A 19,016-nucleotide genomic window follows, 5' to 3' on the forward strand; every position below is an offset into this window, starting at 1 on the left:
GCATCAAGCCGGTGGATCCGGGGTCAGGCATCCGGAGTGGGGAGTCCGGCGATGAAGCTGGCCAGGTCACGGCGCCGGGAGTGGCTAGGCCAAGCAGCCCAGGTGCGGCGCACCAAGGGATGTCCATGCAATGGCTTCCAGACGACGTTCTCCGGGAGTGGCTGGGACCAGTTGGGCGGGGCGAGGGCGAAGGCCTTCTCCGTGGTGACGGCGGCCAGTTTGACCTCCGCGATCAACTCCTGGTCTTCCGGCGGCTCCGGACCGAGGTCGAGGCCGAAGCTGTGCAGCACCGAGGTGACCTCGCCGTACCATGTAGGGCTTCCGGAGCGGGGAAAGCTCACCCACTCCAAGCCATGGAGGGTCTCCAGACGCACCCCCTCGTCGTCGGCCAGCTCCGCGGCCACACTCGCAGCCAACAACACTCCCAGCTGTTCCCTGACGACCAGCATGGCATCGAGGTCGGGGTCCGCAGGGCGTTCCCTGAGCAGGCCAATGTCCAACTCGTCGGCGCGAAGTGCCTCCAGTTGAGCTGCCGATGACAGGTGGCGGGCCTGAACCCGGGTGTCAGGGCATGCGGCTGCCACCTGTTCCATCGCTGGACCGAGCAGATCGGACGGGAGTTCAAGGGGAATGCCGACCCGCAGCAGCCCGCAGCCCGGGCTCGTAAAGCCGGCCATCGTCCGCAACGCTTGATCGTGCCGAGCAATCAGGGCACGGGCCTCGGCCAAGAGGGCCCCACCCTCCTGCGTCGGACGTACGCCGGTGTTGGTACGGATCAGCAGTTTCAATCCCAATTGCCGCTCCAGACTGCTCACAGTCTGGGACAGCGCCGACTGGCTCACGTGCAGTCGGCGTGCCGCGGCAGACATGCCGTGCTCTTCGACGACAGCAACGAAGGCTCGAAGTTCCCGCAGTTCCATCTACCCATATCAGCACATGGCATTCCAGCAGGTCACCCGCCCGGCATAAATCGCACTGATCGCTGCTTTCATGAAATCTTATAGCGGACGCCGCGGACCGGAGGAGTCCGCGGCGATTATCTGCAGGCCAGCATGATCCGAGGTGACGGCGGATGTCAGGAAGTCCTGCGATAGCGGCCAGCGATTTCTGTAATGGCCGGGCCGGAATGACGGTGGCCACTGTGTAGCTATGGACCTTGCCGCCGCCAGGTGGCAGTACGGCCGGGTACCGAGGACGGTATTCCGCCGCCATCAATAGGAAAATGTCGCAAGGAGCAACGATGGGTCTGCTGGACGGGAAGGTCGCACTGATCACCGGTGGAACTTCCGGAATCGGCCGTGTCGCCGCCGTCTTGTTTGCGCAGGAGGGCGCAAAGGTGGCCTTCACCGGCCGGCGTGAGGTCGCCGGAGAGGAGGTAGCCGACGAGATCACGAAGAACGGTGGTGAAGCCCTGTTCATCAAGGCCGACGCCACTGACATCAGTGGCGCAGCTGACGTTGTGGAACAGGTGGTAGGTCGTTTCGGCCGGCTTGACGTGGCCTTCAACAACGCCGGCACCGCCGCCGTCGGTCCGATCACGGAGCTGGATGAGGCCGCGTGGCATCACTTGGTGGACGGGAATTTGAAGGGCTCGTTCTTCTACCTTCAGGCCGAGGCGGCTCAGATGAAGCGGCAGAGCCACGGTGGGGCCATCGTCTTCAACGGGTCGGTGTTCGCGGAGCTGGGCACGCACGGCATCTCCATCTACAGCGCAACCAAGGGCGGTGTCGCGGCACTGGCCCGCGCAGCGGCGGTCGAGCTCGGCCCCGACTCGATCCGTGTCAACACCGTCAACCCGACGATCATCCGCACTCCGCTGACGGAGGGCGGGATCACCAAGAACGACGACGGTTCGGAGTACCACCCGCATGGTGAGAAGATCCCGCTCGGTCGTATCGGTGAGGCGGAGGAGGTCGCGCAGGTGGTGTTGTTCCTGCTGTCGGACCGGGCCTCGTTTGTCACCGGTCAGTCCGTGATGGTCGACGGCGGCCAGAGCGTGAACTGACCAGGGTCCGACGGCAGCGGCGATCGCCAGCCCCGAGGCACAACTCCCTTGGGGCTTTGGCATCCCTGTCATGGACACTCCGCAGGGCTGTCGGCGCCGTGCCCGACTGCCGCGTCTCCACATCCGTTCCCCTCCGGGTCCGCCCGGCGGCAGCCTTGCCGGGGCGAGGAGAACGGGATGGACGGGTGACGTGGGGGCTGTGGCGCAGAATGCGGCCCTTGCACGGCGTCAAAGGCGCGTGTCAGCGGGGCAGCCGAAGGAGACAGTGCCTCCCGTGCCGATCAGGCCTGCGGCCTGATCGGCACGGCGCAGGCATTCCCCGCCGTTCCGCCGCACTCCGCACAGTCACAGCATTGAAGGCTCCCCTCCCTGAAGGGAGGGGATTCTTCACCCTCCAGGGCTGCGTGGGGATTCACGGCTCAGGCCGCCTCTTGGTCCAGCGGACCAGGAGGTCTTACGCCCTCGGCACCGTCCGGGTTCCAACCTGCCCGGACCAGCATCACACGGGCGGAGTTCTTGTCCCTGGGCGAGACGGCTCCGCACACGGTGCAGGCATAGGTTCTCATCGAGAGAGGGAGTGCGTGCTTGGTTCTCGCTCCGCACTGCGCGCAGTCCATCGTGGTGTGCGCCGGGTGCACCAGACGGACGTCCCGTGCGTGCTTGCGCCCCATCTCGACCAGAGCGCGTTTGGTGGCGGCGATGGCGGCATCGGCCGCCTTGCGGGCCATCGTGGTTTTCGCGAGGAACTTCGGGCGGAAGTCCTCCACCGCCACCCCGTCATGATCACGCATCACGGACTTGGCCCACTTGCGGCCGGTGTCCTCACGCTGCCCCGCGACCTTCCTGTGCAGCTTCGCGGCCTGTGCCTGCGCCTTCCGGTAGCCCTTGGATGCGGGCCGGCCCTTCGGACGCCGGCACCGGGCCATCATCCGCTGATAGCGGGCGAGCCCCTGCGCGGCCCGCTTGCCGTGCTCGGCATGCGGGAGATCGTAGGCGCCATCCGTGGTGGTAGCGGTCTCCTTCACACCCCAGTCCACCCCGAGCACCCGCCCCGTGAGGGCAAGCGGTTCGCTCCGCGCGGGGGCGACGAAGGACACATACCAGTGCCCAAGCGTGTCCTGGTACACGCGCACACTCGACGGCTCGGCCGGAAGAGCCCGCGACCACACCACGCTCACCACGATCTGGCCCGCAAGGTGCAGACGACCGTCCTTCAGACGGAAGCCGCGCCGGGTGTAGTTCAGGCTCGGCCTGGCCTCCCGCTTCCGCTTGAAGCGGGGCATCCCCGCCCGGCGGTGCACCGGAAGCCCGTCCTTGACGTCCTTCAGCGCCTTCGCCCTCGACCTGGCGAAGTCCCGAATCACCTGCTGCTGCGGCACCGAGGCACCCTCGGCCAGCCACGGCATCACCCGACGCGCCTCAGTCAGCATCCTGTCGAGCTGGGCCGGACCACACGTCAGCTTCTCGCCGGACTCCTTGGCTCGCTGGTGGACCTGCTTCGACTTGGCCACGCACTCGTTCCAGAGCCACCGGCAGCGGTCCCACTCCGCTTCAAGTGCGCGCCGCGCGGTAGCCGACAGGCGCACACGGAAGGAGTACCGGGCATGCCCGGCCCCCTCCGTGGTCGCGTCTGTCGTCATGCATCCGAACCTATATGGGAGGACTGACAGTTGAGACCTCTTGATCGCCACAGGCTCGCTCACCTCGTCGCGGGTGGACGGTCTTTCGCCCTGGAGGCGAAACCCCTATTTCCTGTCCTGCTCCGCAGGAGACCGATTCCTCCCCCGCCTGAAGGCCGGGGCATCCTCGGAGGAACCCGGTGATACCTGGACAGAAGAAGTTGCCATGGACTTCCGATCGGATACCTCGCCCTGTGCCGCGATGGACGACACCTGCCCGCGGCCTGCGGCTCAAACGTCCGAGGGCGGCCTTGCTCTGACCGATCCCTGCGCCGGCCCGGTGCAAGAGCGGGTGCAGGGCACCTGGCCCCTGCAAGCAGCGTGGGGCCATTACCGGACGCAGGTCTCCTGGCTGTGCACCCTTTTGGGGGAGTCCTCTTGGTCCGCCGCCCCTGCTGGGAGGGCGTGGAACCGGCAGAGCTGGGCGAGTGTCGTCGAACAGCACGACGCCCTGATTCGCCGCCTGGGCGACTGGCCGGCCCTTGATGTGTGGAATGCCGATCTCGCCGTGGCTGTCCAGGCCGCCGAGGCGCAACTGGCCTCTCTTCTGTCCGCCTGGCTCACGCTGGAGCCGACCCTGGCCGCAGCACACGAACGGATGCGGATGGCACTGGTCGCCAAAGACGTCCGGCGGCTGGGTCAGGCGCTGTCGGCACTCGGGCCCGCGCGGTCTGCCGGGGGGCCGGCGGACGGCTGAGGAGACCGCGGGTCGGCGAGTCGACCGACCCGTACGCGGACGGCTGTTACCCGCCCCGGCGAGAACCGTCGGTTCTTTTGCGCTCCAGTCCCGTCGGGGTGCGTCACCCCAAGGCGATGCCTGGCTCCGGCGTGGCAGGGGCAGCACTCCCGCCCACAAGGCCGCACTCAGGCCCTGACTACGTGCCTGCTGATCACTTTGGGCATCGCCTGCAGGGCAGGCTCACCAGGTGGATGAGCGATGCGTAGTGAATCTGTGGCAGGGTGCTACGCGCACGCCCGGCGCCCGGGCGACGCCCGCACCCTCCTCGGTCGAATCTTGCGGCCCGGTCGACCAGCGTCCGCAGGGACGTGCCACGCGGGCCGGCGGCTCCTGTCGTTCAGTACCAGGGCACGAAGGCGATCGGCTCCCCAGGCTGAGCAACGCTCAGGCTCGCCGAGCCGGTCAGAGACGCTCGCGTGCGATGAGCTGTTGGAGGTGCCCAAGGGCGCGCCCCTGCGTGTCCACGACCGAGGTGTGCTGGTCAGGTTTCGGCGCAGTCGGTCACCGACGCGGTGCCGTGGTCGGGGCCTGGTCGGCTGTCTGCGCGCGGACCAGAGGGAGCAGGCCGGGGAAACGATGCTCCAGCTCACGACGGCGGAGCATCACCTTGCGGCTGTTGCCGTAATCGATCTGCCTGATCAGTCCGGCCTCGCGCAGGATGCGGAAATGGTGGGTCAGGGTTGACTTCGACACCCTCAGGCCGAACGAGGCGCAGGTGCGTTCCACGTGATCCTCCTCGGCGCACAACTGCTCGATTACGGTGCGGCGGTGGGGATCTGCCAACGCGGCGAATATGGAACCAATGTCCATCTCGTGAATCGCGGGATGGCCTTCGATGTCGGGCATGCTGCTCCCTTCCGCATATGACTTTCAGCGTACTGGAAGAGGGCGACTTTCAGGAATGGTCAGAGCTCCAGACTCCGGCGCCAGACGCATCCCGGGGAGTCGTATCCTGCGGATTTGCTTATGGCCGCCAGTAGAAGCATGGACCGGCGGGGGAAATTCCCAGCTCAGGAGGGTAATCATCGATCCTTGCGGGACCGGAAGGCATATTGCTTGAGCGAGGGAAACGACCGACAGTGGGTACGGCAGTTTTCGTACCTAGAAAGTGCGGGGACATCGGTACTCCGCCGAAGGGTATTTCCTATGCAGTTCGAGAATCAGACCGCTCTGGTGACCGGCAGCACATCCGGTATCGGCCGCGAGGCCGCACTGCTGCTGGCCGAGCAGGGAGCGTTCGTCATTGTCTCCGGCCGCAACGCCGCCAAGGGCGCGGAGACGGTCGCCGCGATCGAGTCCGCCGGCGGCAAGGCGGCGTTTGTCGCCGCCGACCTCAGCGACCTGGATTCGGTGCGCCGCCTTGCCGAGGAGGCCGGGGATGCGGACGTCCTGGTGAACAATGCCGGCGCCTATCCGTTCGCCCCCACCCTGGAGCAGGGCCTGGACACGTTCAACGCCCTACTCGACACCAACGTGCGCGGCACGTTCTTCCTCACTCAGGCGCTGGTGGCCAAGATGGCCGCCAAGGGCGGCGGAAGCGTCGTCAACGTCACCACGATCGCCGGCCTGAGCGGTGTGGGAGGCACGGCCGTCTACGGCGCTTCGAAGGCCGCCGTGGATTCCTTCACGCGTACCTGGGCGGTCGAGTTCGGCGGGCGCGGAGTGCGGTTCAACGCGGTGGCGCCCGGCCACACGAGGACCGACAACGTCGTCGACATGATCGGTGAGGACGACTTCGACGCACTGGGAGCCGGGGTGCCACTGGCCCGTCTCGCGTCGGCGCGTGAGATCGCCGAAGCCATTGTCTTCCTCGCCTCGCCGCGCGCCAGCTACGTCACCGGCGTCACGCTCCCGGTGGACGGCGGCTTCATGGCCCTGGGTGTGTGACCGGCCTCGGCCGCACGCATCACGCAGCGGACCGCCGGCTCGGGCGGTCCGCTGCGGCTACCCGGCGCCCGCCATCGTCCACTCCCCCATCACCCCCAGCGTCTCTGATTGGCTTAGCGAGCCTGCGCGTTGCTCAGCCTTGGGAGCCCATCGCCTTCGTGCCCTGGTACTGAACGACAGGAGCCGCCGGCCCGCGTGGCACGTCCCTGCGGACGCTGGTCGACCGGGCCGCAAGACCCGACCGAGGAGGGTGCCCGACGTCGCCTGGGCGCCGGGCGTGCGCGTAGCACTCTGCCACAGGTTCACTACGGTTCGCTAACCCAACTGGTGAGCCTGTGGCTTGGCCCTAGCGGGCCCACCAGGCCTTCCCCTCGCTCACCGTCGTGCCCCTACTGCAGGCCCCGGCGAGCACCCGCACCATCAGCCATGCGCCGACTCGACGCCGGCAGCGTGAAAGGAATGACGCAGATGCACATCGGCGTCCCACGAGAAGTCGTCCCAGGAGAGACCCGGGTCGCCCTCACCCCCAACGAAGTCCGCTCTTTGACCGAGGAAGGCCACCAGATCGTCGTCGAGCACGGCGCCGGCGACCGGGCGGGCCACCCCGACAGCGAGTACCTCGCCGCCGGCGCCCTGCCCGGCGCCCGCGCCGAAGCCTTCAGCGCCGACATCGTGCTGCAGGTGCACCTCACGGGAGCCGGCAGTCACGCATCAGACTCGGACCTGGCGCAGGATTTGAAGCTGACGCGGCGTTCGGCCGTATTGGTCGGGCTCGCCAACCCGCTCAGCCACCCCGATCCCGTCCGCCGCCTGGCCGAACACGGTGTCGCGACGTTCTCCCTGGACCTGCTGCCGCGCATCACCCGTGCCCAGGCCATGGACGTGCTGTCCTCGCAGTCCGCTGTCGCAGGCTACCGCGCCGCCCTGATCGCGGCCGAGCGGGTCGACAAGATGCTGCCGATGATGACCACCGCCGCCGGCAGCATCGCCCCGGCACGCGTCCTCGTCCTCGGCGCGGGGGTCGCCGGGCTGCAGTCCATCGCCACCGCACGAAGGCTGGGAGCCGTCGTCCACGCCTACGACATCCGCGCCGCGGCACGCGAGCAGGTCGAAAGCGTCGGAGGCATCTTCGTCAACCTGCCCCTCGACACCTCCTCGGCCGAAGGGAGCGGCGGCTACGCGCAGGCCCAGCAGGAGGAGTTCTACGCCCGACAGCGCGAGGTTCTCGGCAACGAGGTCGCCGCCGCCGACATCGTCATCGCCACCGCGCAGGTCCCCGGGAAACCGGCACCGGTCCTCATCACCGAGGACATGGTGCGCGCGATGCGCCCCGGATCCGTCATCGTCGACGCCGCGGCCGCGCAGGGCGGCAACTGCGCCCTGTCCGTACCCGACGAGACGATCGAACTCTTGGGCGTGTCGATCACCGCACCCACCAACCTGCCGGCCGGCGCCGCAGCCCACGCGAGCCGCCTGTACGCACGCAACATCGCCAACTTCACCCGCCACCTGCTCGGCGATGACGGCCCGCAGCTCACCGCGGACGATCCGATCATCCGCGACACCCTCCTGACCAGGGACGGTCAAGTCGTCCACGCCCGGTTGCGCACCCTACTCGGCTTGGACACCCCCGACGCCTTGGCGGTTGGACACGCCGTCACGGCAGAAAGAAACTGATCATGCCCACAGCTATTGAAACCGGCCTGTATGTCCTGGTCCTGGGATCCGTGGTCGGTCTGGAAGTCATCCGGCGCGTTCCCGCTCTCCTGCACACCCCGCTGATGGCCCTCACCAACGCCATCGCCGGCATCTCCCTGGTCGGCAGCCTGCTGCTGGCCGGCTCCCACCGCGGCCCGCTTATCACCACACTCGGCACCGTCGCAGTCACCGCATCCAGCATCAACGTCGTCGGCGGCTTCCTGATCACCAACCGCATGCTGCGCATGTTCCGGCCCAGCAGGCCGGCCCACGCCGCACGAAAGGCCAAGGCCGATGCGTGACATCGTCATCCCCCTGCTGTACCTCGCCTCCGGCACCCTCTTCATCCTCGGACTGCGCGGTATCACGCACCCCCGAAGCGCCCGCCGGGGCCTGGTGCTCACGGTGATCGGCATGGCGGCGGCCGTCGTCGGCACGCTGATCCAGAAGGAAATCGTCGACTTCCGGTGGATCCTGCTGGCCGTCGTGGTCGGCTCCGTGATCGGCGGCGCCATGGCCAAGTACATGCCGATGACTGCCATGCCCGAACGTATCGCCCTCTCCCACGCCTTCGGCGCGCTGGCGGCCGGACTCGTCGGCACCGCCGAGTACTACGAGCACGCCGCGTCGCTGAGCACCTTCATCGCGGCCGCGCTGATGTGTGAAGTCCTGCTGGGATTCGTGACCTTCACCGGCAGCCTGATGGCGTTCGGCAAGCTGAAGGGAATCCTCCCGGGTCGCCCGACGGTCTTTCCCGGCCAGCAGCTTTTGAACCTGATCCTGTTCTCCGCAGCAGTCCTCGCTGCCCTCTGGATAGTGATCGCCCCATCGACCGATGCACGGTTCCCCGTTCTGATCGCCGCATCCGTGCTGTTCGGAATTCTGCTCGTGGTGCCCATCGGCGGGGCCGACATGCCCACCGTCATCTCGCTGCTGAACTCCTACGCCGGACTCTCCGGCGCGGCCATGGGGCTTGTCCTCGACAACAAGGCCCTCATCATCGCCGGCGCACTCGACGGCGCCTCCGGCTTCCTGCTGTCCATCATGATGAGCCGCGCCATGAACCGGTCCTTCCGCAACGTGCTGTTCGGCGCGTTCGGGCAGGCCGACACCACCACATCCGCCACGACAGGCGACGCGCAGGACCGTCCCGTGCGCAGCGCCGGCCCTGACGAGGCCGCCATGATCCTGGAAGCGGCCAGGGACGTCATCGTCGTCCCCGGCTACGGTCTCGCCGTCGCTCAGGCCCAGCACCGCATCAAAGAAGTCGCCGAGATCCTGGAGCGCGGCGGAGCACGGGTCCGATACGCCATCCACCCCGTCGCCGGGCGCATGCCCGGGCACATGAACGTCCTCCTCGCCGAGGCTGACGTCCCCTACGACCGCATCCTGGGCATGGACGACATCAACAGCGACTTCGCCCAGGCCGACGTCGCCCTGGTCGTCGGCGCCAACGACGTCACCAACCCAGCCGCCCGCACCCGTGAGGACAGCCCGATCTACGGCATGCCCGTCCTCGACGTGGCCTCGGCCCGCACCGTCATGGTCATCAAACGGGGAATGAGTGCCGGCTTCGCCGGCGTCGACAACGAGTTGTACTACCTCGACAAGACCCTCATGCTCTTCGGAGACGCCAAGGACGTCGCCTCCAACCTCGTCCGCGAGCTGGAGAGCGTCAGTACCCAAAAGATCTGACATTGAAGGCTCCCCTCCCTGAAGGGAGGGGATTCTCCACCCTCCAGGGCTGCGTGGGATTCACGGCTCAGGCCGCCTCTTGGTCCAGCGGACCAGGAGGTCTTACGCCCTCGGCACCGTCCGGGTTCCAACCTGCCCGGACCAGCATCACGCGGGCGGAGTTCTTGTCCCTGGGCGAGACGGCTCCGCACACGGTGCAGGCATAGGTTCTCATCGAGAGAGGGAGTGCGTGCTTGGTTCTCGCCCCGCACGTTGCGCAGTCCATCGTGGTGTGCGCCGGGTGCACGAGACGGACGTCCCGTGCGTGCTTGCGCCCCATCTCGACCAGAGCGCGTTTGGTGGCGGCGATGGCGGCATCGGCCGCCTTGCGGGCCATCGTGGTCTTCGCGAGGAACTTCGGGCGGAAGTCCTCCACCGCCACCCCGTCATGACCGCGCATCACGGACTTGGCCCACTTGCGACCGGTGTCCTCCCGCTGCCGCGCGACCTTCTTGTGCAGCTTCGCGGCCTGTGCCTGCGCCTTCCGGTAGCCCGTGGATGCGGGCCGGCCCTTCGGACGCCGGCACCGGGCCATCATCCGCTGATAGCGGGCGAGCCCCTGCGCGGCCCGCTTGCCGTGCTCGGCATGCGGGAGATCGTAGGCGCCATCCGTGGTGGTGGCCGTCTCCTTCACACCCCAGTCCACCCCGAGCACCCGCCCCGTGAGGGCAAGCGGTTCGCTCTGCGCGGGGGCGACGAAGGACACATACCAGTGCCCGAGCGTGTCCTGGTACACGCGCACACTCGACGGGTCGGCCGGAAGAGCCCGCGACCACACCACGCTCAGCACGATCTGGCCCGCAAGGTGCAGACGACCGTCCTTCAGACGGAAACCGCGCCGCGTGTAGTTCAGGCTCGGCCTGGCCTCCCGCTTCCGCTTGAAGCGGGGCATCCCCGCCCGGCGGTGCACCGGAAGCCGGTCCTTGATGTCCTTCAACGCCTTCGCCCGCGACTTGGCGAAGTCCCGAATCACCTGCTGCTGCGGCACCAAGGCACCCTCGGCCAGCCACGGCATCACCCCGCGGGCCTCAGTCAGCATCCTGTCCAACTGCGCCGGACCACACGTCAGCTTCTCGCCGGACTCCTTGCTCTGCCGGTGGACCTGCTTGGACTTGGCCACGCATTCATTCCAGAGCCACCGGCAGCGGTCCCACTCCGCTTCAAGTGCGCGCCGCGCGGTAGCCGACAGGCGCACACGGAAGGAGTACCGGGCATGCCCGGCCCCCTCCGTGGTCGCGTCTGTCGTCATGCATCCGAACCTATATGGGAGGACTGACAGTTGAGACCTCTTGATCGCCACGGGCTCGCTCACCTCGTCGCGGGTGGACGGTCTTTCGCCCTGGAGGCGAAACCCCTATTTCCTGTCCTGCTCCGCAGGAGTCCGATTCCTCCCCGGCCTGAAGGCCGGGGCATCCTCGGAGGAACCCGGTGACGGGGCAGGCGGCACCGCCCGAGGATCCGGCTGCAAGCCACCACCTCGGGCGGTGCCGCTGCACCCACGGGGGACGCCGGAGCCGGGCACGGGCTTAAACGCCCTGGAGCTTATGGCGGCCATCGCAATTGCCAATAACCGAGACGGAATCCCAGGAAATGGACATGAGTTCTCGATCACGTCAGCTGACGAACGAGGTGACGGGGCAACGGAAGCGGCACAGCCGCGCCCCGATTGCGCTCTCATTTCCGATACGAAGGACGAACTCATGGGCTCTTTTGATCTGGCCGGACGCGTGGCCCTGGTGACCGGAGCGACCAGCGGCATCGGCGCCGCCACCGCAGCGCTGCTTGCGGAGCGCGGCGCACATGTGCTGGTCGCGGGGCGTGACCGCTCCCGCGGTGAGGCGGTCGTCGCCGCCATCCGTGACCGGGGAGGCAAGGCCGACTTCCTCACAGCCGATCTGGGCAAGGCAGAGTCGGTGCGGCAACTGGCGCGGGAAGCCGGCGACCTGGGCGGCGGCCATGTGGACATCCTGGTCAACAACGCGGGCGCCTTCCCGTTCGGTCCGACGGATCAGACGCCGGACAGTGACATGGACGCCGTCTACGCCCTCAACGTGAAGGCGCCGTTCCACCTGGTGGCGGCCCTGGCCCCGGCGATGGCCGAACATGGGCGGGGAGCGATCGTGAACGTCAGTACCATGGTCGCCGAGTACGGCGTCCCTGGCATGGCGTTGTACGGGTCGAGCAAGGCCGCGCTGAACCTGCTCACCAAGGCGTGGGCCGCCGAGTTCGGCCCGCGTGGGGTGCGAGTCAACGCCGTTGAGCCCGGCCCGACCCGCACGGAGGGCTCGGCCGGCATGGGCGATGGCCTCGACGCCATCGCCGCCCAGGCGCCTGCCGGACGAACCGCCTCCGCCAAGGAGATCGCCGAGGCGATTGCCTACCTGGTCAGCGACGCGGCGAGTTTCGTCCAGGGCGTGGTGCTGCCCGTGGACGGCGGTCGCACAGCCGTCTGATATCCGGTAACCGGTAGGGCCAGCGGGGCGACCGCGACATGGTCTCCGCTGCACTCGGCGCGCACGTCCGGCTCACCGACCTTGACGACCCCAGCACCGCGGGCCTGGACACCGTCCAGGCCCGCAACACACAGATCTTGTTCGCGCAAGGGCTGCAAGAAGCCCTGTCGAGGCAACCGCAGCGCGGTGCCCGCCCCAGCAGGGGCCGCACCCACGCGGCAGCCCACGTGCCGGGTGTCCCCGGCCGGCGGGCCTCTGCTCGACGAAACACCCCCGACCGGTTCCGGCCTACCCCGAATGAGACCCGACCCGCGAATCAGCGGCACAAGGACCACGTCGGAGCAGCCGCCCGCGCAGGAAACGCCGCATCCAGCGGCGGCATCCCTACGCGGGGACTGATCGGGTGGCATCCCAACACGGGATGACTCTTAGCGAAGCTCGGCCGGTACGTCGGCGGAGTCGCCGAGCCCGACGAGGTACCGGGCGTACGCCTTGACGGTGGACTTGGTGACGAGCTTGCCCTGCAGGGTCTCCTCGGCCGCCACCTTCTTGCCGTCGAGGACGTTTCCGGCGAGGCTGATGACTTTCTGGCCGAGGGCGTAGGGCGACTCGGCATTGGTGGCGTACATCGTGCCGGCCTGGATGGCGGCGAGGGCGTCGGCTATGCCGTCGTTGCCGACGAGCCGGACCTTTCCGGCGAGGCTGCGGGCCTTGAGGGCGGCGAGGGCGCCCATCGCCATCTCGTCGTTTGCGGCGTAGACGCCGTCGATGTCGGGGTGGGCCTGGAGGACGTTGGTCATGACGTCGAGTGCCTTGGCCCGGTCGAAGTCGGCGGCCTGCTTGGCGACGGTCTTGATGTTCGGGTACTTGGCGATCTGCTCCTCGAAGCCCTTGCTGCGGTCCTGGGCGACGTTGGTGCCGAGGAGACCCTGGATCTCGACGATCGTGCCCTTCTTACCGAGGGACGTGGCGAGCGCGTCAGCGGCGTTGCGGCCTGCCTGGATCGCGTCGTAGCCGATGAAGGAGGACAGCGTGCCACTGTCGGGCTTGCGGTCGAAGGCCATGACGGGGATGTTGGCGCTGTTGGCCTGCTTGACGGACGCCGTCGCGGACGTGCTGCTGACCGGGTCGATGATCAGGGCGCCAACCTGCTTGGAGATGGCGGTGGTGGCCAGATTGAGCGCGGTGGAGTCGGAGTTGTTGGCATTCTGCACACTGAGCTTCACCCCGGACTTGGACGCCTGGGACTGGGCGCCGTTTTCGACGCTGACGAAGAACGGGTTGTTCAGGGTGCTCATGATCAAGGTGGCGGTCTTGTTCCCGGACGCCTTGCCGGGGGAGGTGCCGGAGGCCGCGTTCTGGGTGCCCCGGCTGCAGCCGGTGAGGGCGAGTGCGGTGACGGCGGCGATGACGGCGGCCGTCCTTGCGGTACGGATGACAGACATGGTGCGGCTCCTTCAGGGGGTGTGACGCGCGGCGGGGACGGGGGTCGAGGCGGGGATGGTGTCCCGCGCTGAGGGTTCGGAGGGGCGGGGCGGCTTGCGCCAGGCGACCATGGCCCGCAGGGCATCGACGTTGCGGTCGAGGAAGACGGCCAGGAGGATGACCACGCCCTTGACGACGCTCTGCAGGAACGGGGAGACGTCGAGCAGGTTCATGCCGTTGTCGATGACGCCGAGGACCAGCGCACCGACCAGGGTGCCGAGCAGCTTGCCTCGGCCGCCGGCGAGACTGGTGCCGCCGATGATGACAGCGGCGATCGACTCCAGTTCCAGGCCGGTTCCGGCGGTGGGCTCGGCGGTGGACAGTCGGGCCGTGAGGATGAAGCCGCCGAGTGCCGCCAGGAGCCCGCTGATCACGAAGGCGAGGACCTTGACTCGCTGGGTGCGGATGCCCGACAGCCGGGCGGCCTCCAGGTTGTCGCCGGTTGCGTAGACGAAGCGGCCGAAGCCGGTACGGGCCAGCAGCACGCCGAAGACCGCGTACCCGGCCACCATCAGCCATACGGGGACGGGGATTCCAGCGACGTAGTCCTGCCCGATGCCCTGGAAGTCGTAGTCGCTGATGCCGACCGGGTTGCCGCCGGTCAGCTGGAGCGTCATCCCGGACAGGATGGACATCATGGCCAGCGTGGCGATGAAGGACGGCATCCGGGTCCTGGTGACCAGCAGCCCGTTGACCAGGCCGACGGCCGCGCCGACGCCGAGACCCGACGCCAGGGCGGGCAGCAGTCCGTGGTCGCGCAGGACGAGGGCGGTCACCACGGAGGAGAAGCCGAGGGTAGCGCCGACGGAGAGGTCGATCTCGGCCAGGATGATGACGTAGGTCTGGCCGATGGCCAGCAGCGCGACCATCGAGGTGGCCAGCCCGACGTTCAGCAGGTTGGTGCTGGTCAGGAAGACCGGGGATGCGATGCTCAGGATCACGCCCACCAGCAACAGCATCCATACCGCCCGCAGTTGGCGGGCCACGGATTTCAGGGTGGAGCTCATGCGGCACCTACCAATGCGTGTTCCAGGACGGACTGCTCGCTGAGGCGGTCGCCGGCCATCTCGGCCACCAGCCGCCCCTGGCGCATGACGACCGCGCGGTCGGACATGGCGACGAGCTCGGGGAGGTCGGAACTCACCAGGACGACGGCGACCCCGTCTGCGGTGAGCCGGTTGATGATGCGGTAGATCTCGGTCTTCGCCACGACATCCACCCCTCGGGTGGGCTCGTCCATGAGTAGGACCCGAGGGCCGGTCAGGACCCACTTGGCGAAGAGCGCCTTCTGCTGGTTACCGCCGGACAGCGACGCCATCGCGGCCTCGGGTGAGGCGGTCCGTACGCGCAGCCGGGACATGACCTCGCCGCAGGCCTCCCGCTCCCGGCCCCGGCGTACGAGATCTGCCGGACCGGTGTAGCGGCGCAGCGTGGCCAGGGAGATGTTGGCCTCCACAGACAGGTCCGGACACAGGCCTTCCGCCTGCCGGTCGGGGGTGACGTAGGCGATGCGGCAGGCGATGGCGTCCTGGACGCGGCGCAGCGGCACCGGACTGCCGTCGACCTCGACCGTCCCAGTGGTGAGCGGCTCCAGTGCGAACAGCGCGCGCAGCAGGCTGCTGCGGCCGCAGCCCACCACGCCGCCGATTCCCAGGACCTCCCCGGCACGGACATCGAGGTCGACGCCCTGGAAGGCGGCGCCAGAGCCGGCGCCCCGGACCCGCAGGACGATCTGTTCCTTAGTGTTGCGCTCCTTGGGATAGAAGTCGTCCACCGTGTTCCCGACCATGGCCGCGACGACCTGCGCCGGGCCCGTGCTTGCGGTCGGCGAGTCCAGGGCGACCAGGCCGTCGCGCAGGACGACGATGCGGTCGGCGAGCTCGAAGATCTCGTCGAGGCGGTGGCTGATGTAGATGATGGACACGCCCTCGTCCCTCAACCGCCGGACCTGCTGGAAGAGTTGCTGCGACTCGCGCTCGTCGAGAGCCGCCGTGGGCTCGTCGAGGATGAGCAGCCGCAGGTCGTGGGAGGTGGCCTTGGCGATTTCGACCATCTGCTGTTGGGCGACACCCAGCGTGCCGACGGGCCTGAGCACGTCGATGCCGTCCATACCGAGTTCGGCGAGGGCTGACCGGGCTTCGCGGGCCATCCGTTTCCTGGAGACCAGCAGCCGTCCGAAGCGCCGCTCGCGGTCGAGGACGTGGATGTTCTCGGCGACGGTCAGGTGCGGGAAGAGGTTTTGCCGGAACTCCTGGTAGATGACCTCGATGCCTCGGGCCATCGCTCCTTGAGGGTTCTTGAACGTCACAAGCTCGTCGTCGATGACGACCTGCCCGGAGTCCGGCTGGTGCGCGCCGGAGATGACTCGGGTGAGCGTGGACTTCCCGGCCCCGTTCTCCCCGGCCAGGGCCACGACCTCGCCCGGACCGACCTCGAAGGTGACGCCGCGCAGCACGCTGTTCTCGCCGAAGGACTTGGTGACGTCCTGGAGTCGTAGCCTCATGCTTGGCTCCTCAGTACACGACGCCCGCCGTGAGCAGCACGTTCGCGTACGGGGTGAACTCCCCGGAGCGGACGGCGGCCCGTGCGGCGGCGGTCGCCTTCTTGAAGGTGGTGTGGGGTACGAAGCGCAGGGCCACCCCGTGCGCGGCGAACCGCTTCTCGATCTCGACGAGCATCTGCGGGCTCGCCTCCTTGATCTCCTCCGATAGGAGCACGTCCTCCACTGCCACCTCGGCCAGGACCACGTCGAGCAGATCCAGGAAGCGCGGCAGGTTCTCGGCGACGGCCAGGTCCACCCGCTCCACGCCGGGTGGGGTGGGCAGGCCGGCGTCGGTGACGACGAGCTGGTCGGTGTGGCCGATCTCGGAGATGACCCGGGCGAGCTGCCCGTTGAGCGTTCCGTTGTTGCGCCTCACGAGGCGGCTCCTTCCAGGTCTGTTGCGGAATCGGCGGTGGCGAGCAAGGCGCGGACCGCGGCCAGGTCCGGGAGCGAGGGGCTTGCGCCGGGACGGGTGGTGGCCAGGGCTCCGGCGGCCATGGCGCGTCGTAGGGCGGTGTCGGTGTCCAGGCCGTCGGCGAGGGCTGCGCCGAGCGTGCCGGTGAAGGCGTCGCCGGCTGCCGTGGTGTCGACGGGGGTGACCGGGAAGGCCGGGACGTGCCGGACTGCTTGTGCGGTGACCGAGACCGCCCCGGCTGCGCCGAGAGTGATCAGCGCGTGCCGTACACCCCGGTCGAGGAACCAGCGGGCGGCCCGCTCGGCGGCCTCGGGACCATCCACGGTGATGCCGGTCAGGGCGGTGGCCTCACTCTCGTTGGGGGTGACGATGTCCACGTACGCCCAGATATCGTCCGGCAGCGGCTGTGCGGGGGCCGGATCGAGCACGACGGTGAACCCGGCGTCGGCCCCCGCCCGCGCGGCGTGGCGGGTGACCTCGGCGGGGACCTCCAGCTGCAGCAGCATGACGCGCGTGCGGTTGCGGGTCCTGGTGATGCTCGCGTCGACCATGTCCGGTGTGAGGGCGGCGTTGGCCAGTGGCGTGATGACGATGTCGTTCTCACCGGAGGCGTCGACGCGGATGTGAGCGACGCCGGTGCGGTGAGGGACCGTACGCATCTCGGAGGTCTGTACCCCGTGTGCGCGCAGGCCCTCCAGCGCGATGTCGCGGAAGAGGTCCTGCCCGACGCAGCCGACCATCCAGGTCGGTGCGCCCGCCCGGGCGGCGGCGACCGCCTGGTTGGCCCCCTTGCCGCCGAGGACGAGGGTGACGTCGTCCCCCAGCACCGTTTCGCCGGGTTGTGGCAGCCGCCGGCTGAACGCGGTGACGTCCGCGGTAATGCTGCCGACGACGAGAACACCGGTCCGGGTCATCGCGGTCCTCCTCCTGTTTTTGGCATGAGCGGGGCAGGGACACGGCCAAGTGGCTGTGCCCTGCGCAGTTGTGCTGGTGCCTTGGTGTGCCGGGACCTGGTCGGATCCCGGCCGGGTGCCAGACCCGGGCTACTGCCGCGGCACCCCCGTGGAGCCGCGTTGGACGAGCTTGGTGTCGAGCGTGATCCGACGAGGACTGCGGTCCCGGTCGTCGTCCTGACCGAGCCGCTGGAGCAGCAAGCGCATGGCGAGGACGCCCTGCTCGACCATGGGGCGGTCGATGACGGTGAGGGGCGGATTCAACAGCGGTCCGGTGTCGAGGTCGTCGAAGCCGATGACGCTGACCTGGTCGGGGACGCCGACGCGCATGTCGTGCAGCGCCTTCAGCGCGCCGACGGTCATGAGGTTGTTGGCTGTGAAGACGGCAGTGGGCGGCTCACCCAAGGACAGCAGCTGCAGCGTGAGCTGGTAGCCGCTCTCCTCCCGGAAATCACCGACCAGGTCGAACTCTGAGGGGAGCTCCACGCCGCCCTCGGCCAGCGCCTCCACGAATCCCTCGCGGCGGTGCCGTCCAGGTGTCGTCTCCTGCTGGCCGCTGATGGCGGCGATCCGGGTGTGCCCGAGCGACAACAGATGGGAGGCCGCTTGTCGGCCGCCCTCATGGTTGTTCACCAGCACGGCGTCGAAGTGCTCGCCGCCCGCCAGGTCACGGTCCACGAACACCAACGGCACGCCCGCGTCGCGGACATGGAGCGGCGTCTCGTCCTGCTCCGTCGCCGGCGCCAGGATCACCCCATCGACCTGATGGATCATGTCGGTGAGCACTTCGTCCTCGCGCTCGCTGCTCTCGTCGCTGTTGGCGAGCAGGATGCGGTACCCACGGTCCCGGGAGGCCGACTCCATGCCCTTCACGACGGCGGCGAAGTACGGGTTGGTTATGTCGGGAACCACGACGCCGATCGTGTTGGTACGCCCGGACTTCAGCGACTGCGCGGCGATACTGGGCCGGTAGCCCAGCGCGTCCACTGCCGCCTGAATCGCCTCCGCGGTTCGAACGCGGTGGCCGCGCAGGTACCGGGAGACCGTGGCCGCGGAGACCCCGGCGCGGGCAGCCACATCGTGGATGGTGCTCACTGCGGATCTCCCGATTCGTCGCTGAAACCGTTGTCAGAGAACGATTGCAGTCGCGTCGACACCCCGTCAATGGCGGGCGAGCAGATTTTTCAACCAGCATGGTTCAACCCGGTTTTGCGAAGTACATGCCGGTCAGTCAATTCCCTCAAACTCTAAAGTCCTTCCTGTGCAGCCAGTCCTACGGTCAGGCCACGCAGCACTCGTTCTCGTAGTCGATCAAGCTCTTGAAACCCGCAACCGCTTTGTAATCGACGGGTGTTGCAGAAATCGGTGATCCCGACCTGGTCAACCCGCTCCGGCGTCCCGCCACCCGGGCGACGAGGCCGAGTTC

Annotated in this window: 18 protein-coding genes; 8 read left to right on the forward strand and 10 right to left on the reverse strand. The window is 68.2% G+C overall.

Annotation, left to right across the window (positions count from 1 at the left end; translation table 11 throughout):
• Positions 1-23: 23 nt before the first annotated feature.
• A complete protein-coding gene (locus tag ACQEXA_RS62320) occupies positions 24-920 on the reverse strand; it encodes a LysR substrate-binding domain-containing protein (protein ID WP_432920118.1) in 897 nt (298 codons plus the stop codon).
• A 320-nt stretch (positions 921-1,240) separates the two neighbouring features.
• Here ACQEXA_RS62320 and ACQEXA_RS62325 point away from each other — a divergent pair, with 320 nt between their 5' ends.
• Entirely contained in the window at positions 1,241-2,005 is a 765-nt protein-coding gene (locus tag ACQEXA_RS62325; protein WP_432920120.1) for an SDR family NAD(P)-dependent oxidoreductase, read from the forward strand.
• A gap of 419 nt (positions 2,006-2,424) precedes the next feature.
• Here ACQEXA_RS62325 and ACQEXA_RS62330 read toward each other — a convergent pair whose 3' ends face one another.
• Positions 2,425-3,645 carry an RNA-guided endonuclease InsQ/TnpB family protein gene (locus ACQEXA_RS62330; RefSeq protein WP_433135485.1) on the reverse strand — a complete coding sequence of 407 codons (1,221 nt, stop codon included), beginning with the start codon at positions 3,643-3,645 and terminating at the stop codon, positions 2,425-2,427.
• Between the two features lie 205 nt (positions 3,646-3,850).
• Here ACQEXA_RS62330 and ACQEXA_RS62335 point away from each other — a divergent pair, with 205 nt between their 5' ends.
• On the forward strand, positions 3,851-4,381 hold the full coding sequence (locus ACQEXA_RS62335; protein ID WP_432920126.1) for a hypothetical protein: 531 nt from the start codon (positions 3,851-3,853) through the stop codon (positions 4,379-4,381).
• Between the two features lie 543 nt (positions 4,382-4,924).
• On the opposite strand, the gene ACQEXA_RS62340 is transcribed toward ACQEXA_RS62335, so the two are convergent.
• A complete protein-coding gene (locus ACQEXA_RS62340) occupies positions 4,925-5,269 on the reverse strand; it encodes an ArsR/SmtB family transcription factor (RefSeq protein WP_432920128.1) in 345 nt (114 codons plus the stop codon).
• A gap of 300 nt (positions 5,270-5,569) precedes the next feature.
• On the opposite strand from ACQEXA_RS62340, the gene ACQEXA_RS62345 reads away from it, so the two are divergent.
• The 4 genes from ACQEXA_RS62345 (at position 5,570) to ACQEXA_RS62360 (ending at position 9,703) form a co-directional block, all read left to right on the forward strand.
• Positions 5,570-6,310 carry an SDR family NAD(P)-dependent oxidoreductase gene (locus ACQEXA_RS62345; RefSeq protein WP_433135487.1) on the forward strand — a complete coding sequence of 247 codons (741 nt, stop codon included), beginning with the start codon at positions 5,570-5,572 and terminating at the stop codon, positions 6,308-6,310.
• Between the two features lie 459 nt (positions 6,311-6,769).
• On the forward strand, positions 6,770-7,987 hold the full coding sequence (locus ACQEXA_RS62350) for an NAD(P) transhydrogenase subunit alpha (protein ID WP_433135489.1): 1,218 nt from the start codon (positions 6,770-6,772) through the stop codon (positions 7,985-7,987).
• A gap of 2 nt (positions 7,988-7,989) precedes the next feature.
• Complete coding sequence (locus ACQEXA_RS62355; RefSeq protein ID WP_432920134.1) at positions 7,990-8,310, forward strand: NAD(P) transhydrogenase subunit alpha; 321 nt, start codon at positions 7,990-7,992, stop codon at positions 8,308-8,310.
• On the forward strand, positions 8,303-9,703 hold the full coding sequence (locus ACQEXA_RS62360; RefSeq protein WP_432920136.1) for an NAD(P)(+) transhydrogenase (Re/Si-specific) subunit beta: 1,401 nt from the start codon (positions 8,303-8,305) through the stop codon (positions 9,701-9,703). Before ACQEXA_RS62355 ends, ACQEXA_RS62360 begins: the two co-directional genes overlap by 8 nt.
• 67 nt (positions 9,704-9,770) lie before the next feature.
• Here ACQEXA_RS62360 and ACQEXA_RS62365 read toward each other — a convergent pair whose 3' ends face one another.
• Complete coding sequence (locus tag ACQEXA_RS62365) at positions 9,771-10,991, reverse strand: RNA-guided endonuclease InsQ/TnpB family protein (RefSeq protein WP_433135492.1); 1,221 nt, start codon at positions 10,989-10,991, stop codon at positions 9,771-9,773.
• A gap of 451 nt (positions 10,992-11,442) precedes the next feature.
• Between ACQEXA_RS62365 and ACQEXA_RS62370 the strand changes: the two genes are divergently transcribed.
• Entirely contained in the window at positions 11,443-12,195 is a 753-nt protein-coding gene (locus ACQEXA_RS62370; protein WP_433135495.1) for an SDR family NAD(P)-dependent oxidoreductase, read from the forward strand.
• Between the two features lie 38 nt (positions 12,196-12,233).
• Positions 12,234-12,620 carry a hypothetical protein gene (locus tag ACQEXA_RS62375; protein WP_433135497.1) on the forward strand — a complete coding sequence of 129 codons (387 nt, stop codon included), beginning with the start codon at positions 12,234-12,236 and terminating at the stop codon, positions 12,618-12,620.
• A gap of 3 nt (positions 12,621-12,623) precedes the next feature.
• On the opposite strand, the gene ACQEXA_RS62380 is transcribed toward ACQEXA_RS62375, so the two are convergent.
• The 6 genes from ACQEXA_RS62380 to ACQEXA_RS62405 all read right to left on the reverse strand — a co-directional run bounded on the left by ACQEXA_RS62380 (position 12,624) and on the right by ACQEXA_RS62405 (position 18,685).
• A complete protein-coding gene (locus tag ACQEXA_RS62380; protein WP_432938687.1) occupies positions 12,624-13,640 on the reverse strand; it encodes a substrate-binding domain-containing protein in 1,017 nt (338 codons plus the stop codon).
• Between the two features lie 12 nt (positions 13,641-13,652).
• Positions 13,653-14,687 carry an ABC transporter permease gene (locus ACQEXA_RS62385; RefSeq protein ID WP_432938685.1) on the reverse strand — a complete coding sequence of 345 codons (1,035 nt, stop codon included), beginning with the start codon at positions 14,685-14,687 and terminating at the stop codon, positions 13,653-13,655.
• Complete coding sequence (locus ACQEXA_RS62390; RefSeq protein ID WP_432938683.1) at positions 14,684-16,183, reverse strand: sugar ABC transporter ATP-binding protein; 1,500 nt, start codon at positions 16,181-16,183, stop codon at positions 14,684-14,686. Before ACQEXA_RS62390 ends, ACQEXA_RS62385 begins: the two co-directional genes overlap by 4 nt.
• A gap of 10 nt (positions 16,184-16,193) precedes the next feature.
• On the reverse strand, positions 16,194-16,598 hold the full coding sequence (gene rbsD / locus ACQEXA_RS62395; RefSeq protein ID WP_432938681.1) for a D-ribose pyranase: 405 nt from the start codon (positions 16,596-16,598) through the stop codon (positions 16,194-16,196).
• Entirely contained in the window at positions 16,595-17,551 is a 957-nt protein-coding gene (gene rbsK / locus ACQEXA_RS62400) for a ribokinase (RefSeq protein ID WP_432938679.1), read from the reverse strand. Before rbsK ends, rbsD begins: the two co-directional genes overlap by 4 nt.
• A 129-nt stretch (positions 17,552-17,680) precedes the next feature.
• A complete protein-coding gene (locus ACQEXA_RS62405) occupies positions 17,681-18,685 on the reverse strand; it encodes a LacI family DNA-binding transcriptional regulator (RefSeq protein ID WP_432938676.1) in 1,005 nt (334 codons plus the stop codon).
• Between the last annotated feature and the right edge of the window lie 331 nt (positions 18,686-19,016).

The sequence above is a fragment of the Streptomyces sp. CA-106110 genome, from assembly GCF_050936285.1.
Lineage (GTDB): Bacteria > Actinomycetota > Actinomycetes > Streptomycetales > Streptomycetaceae > Streptomyces.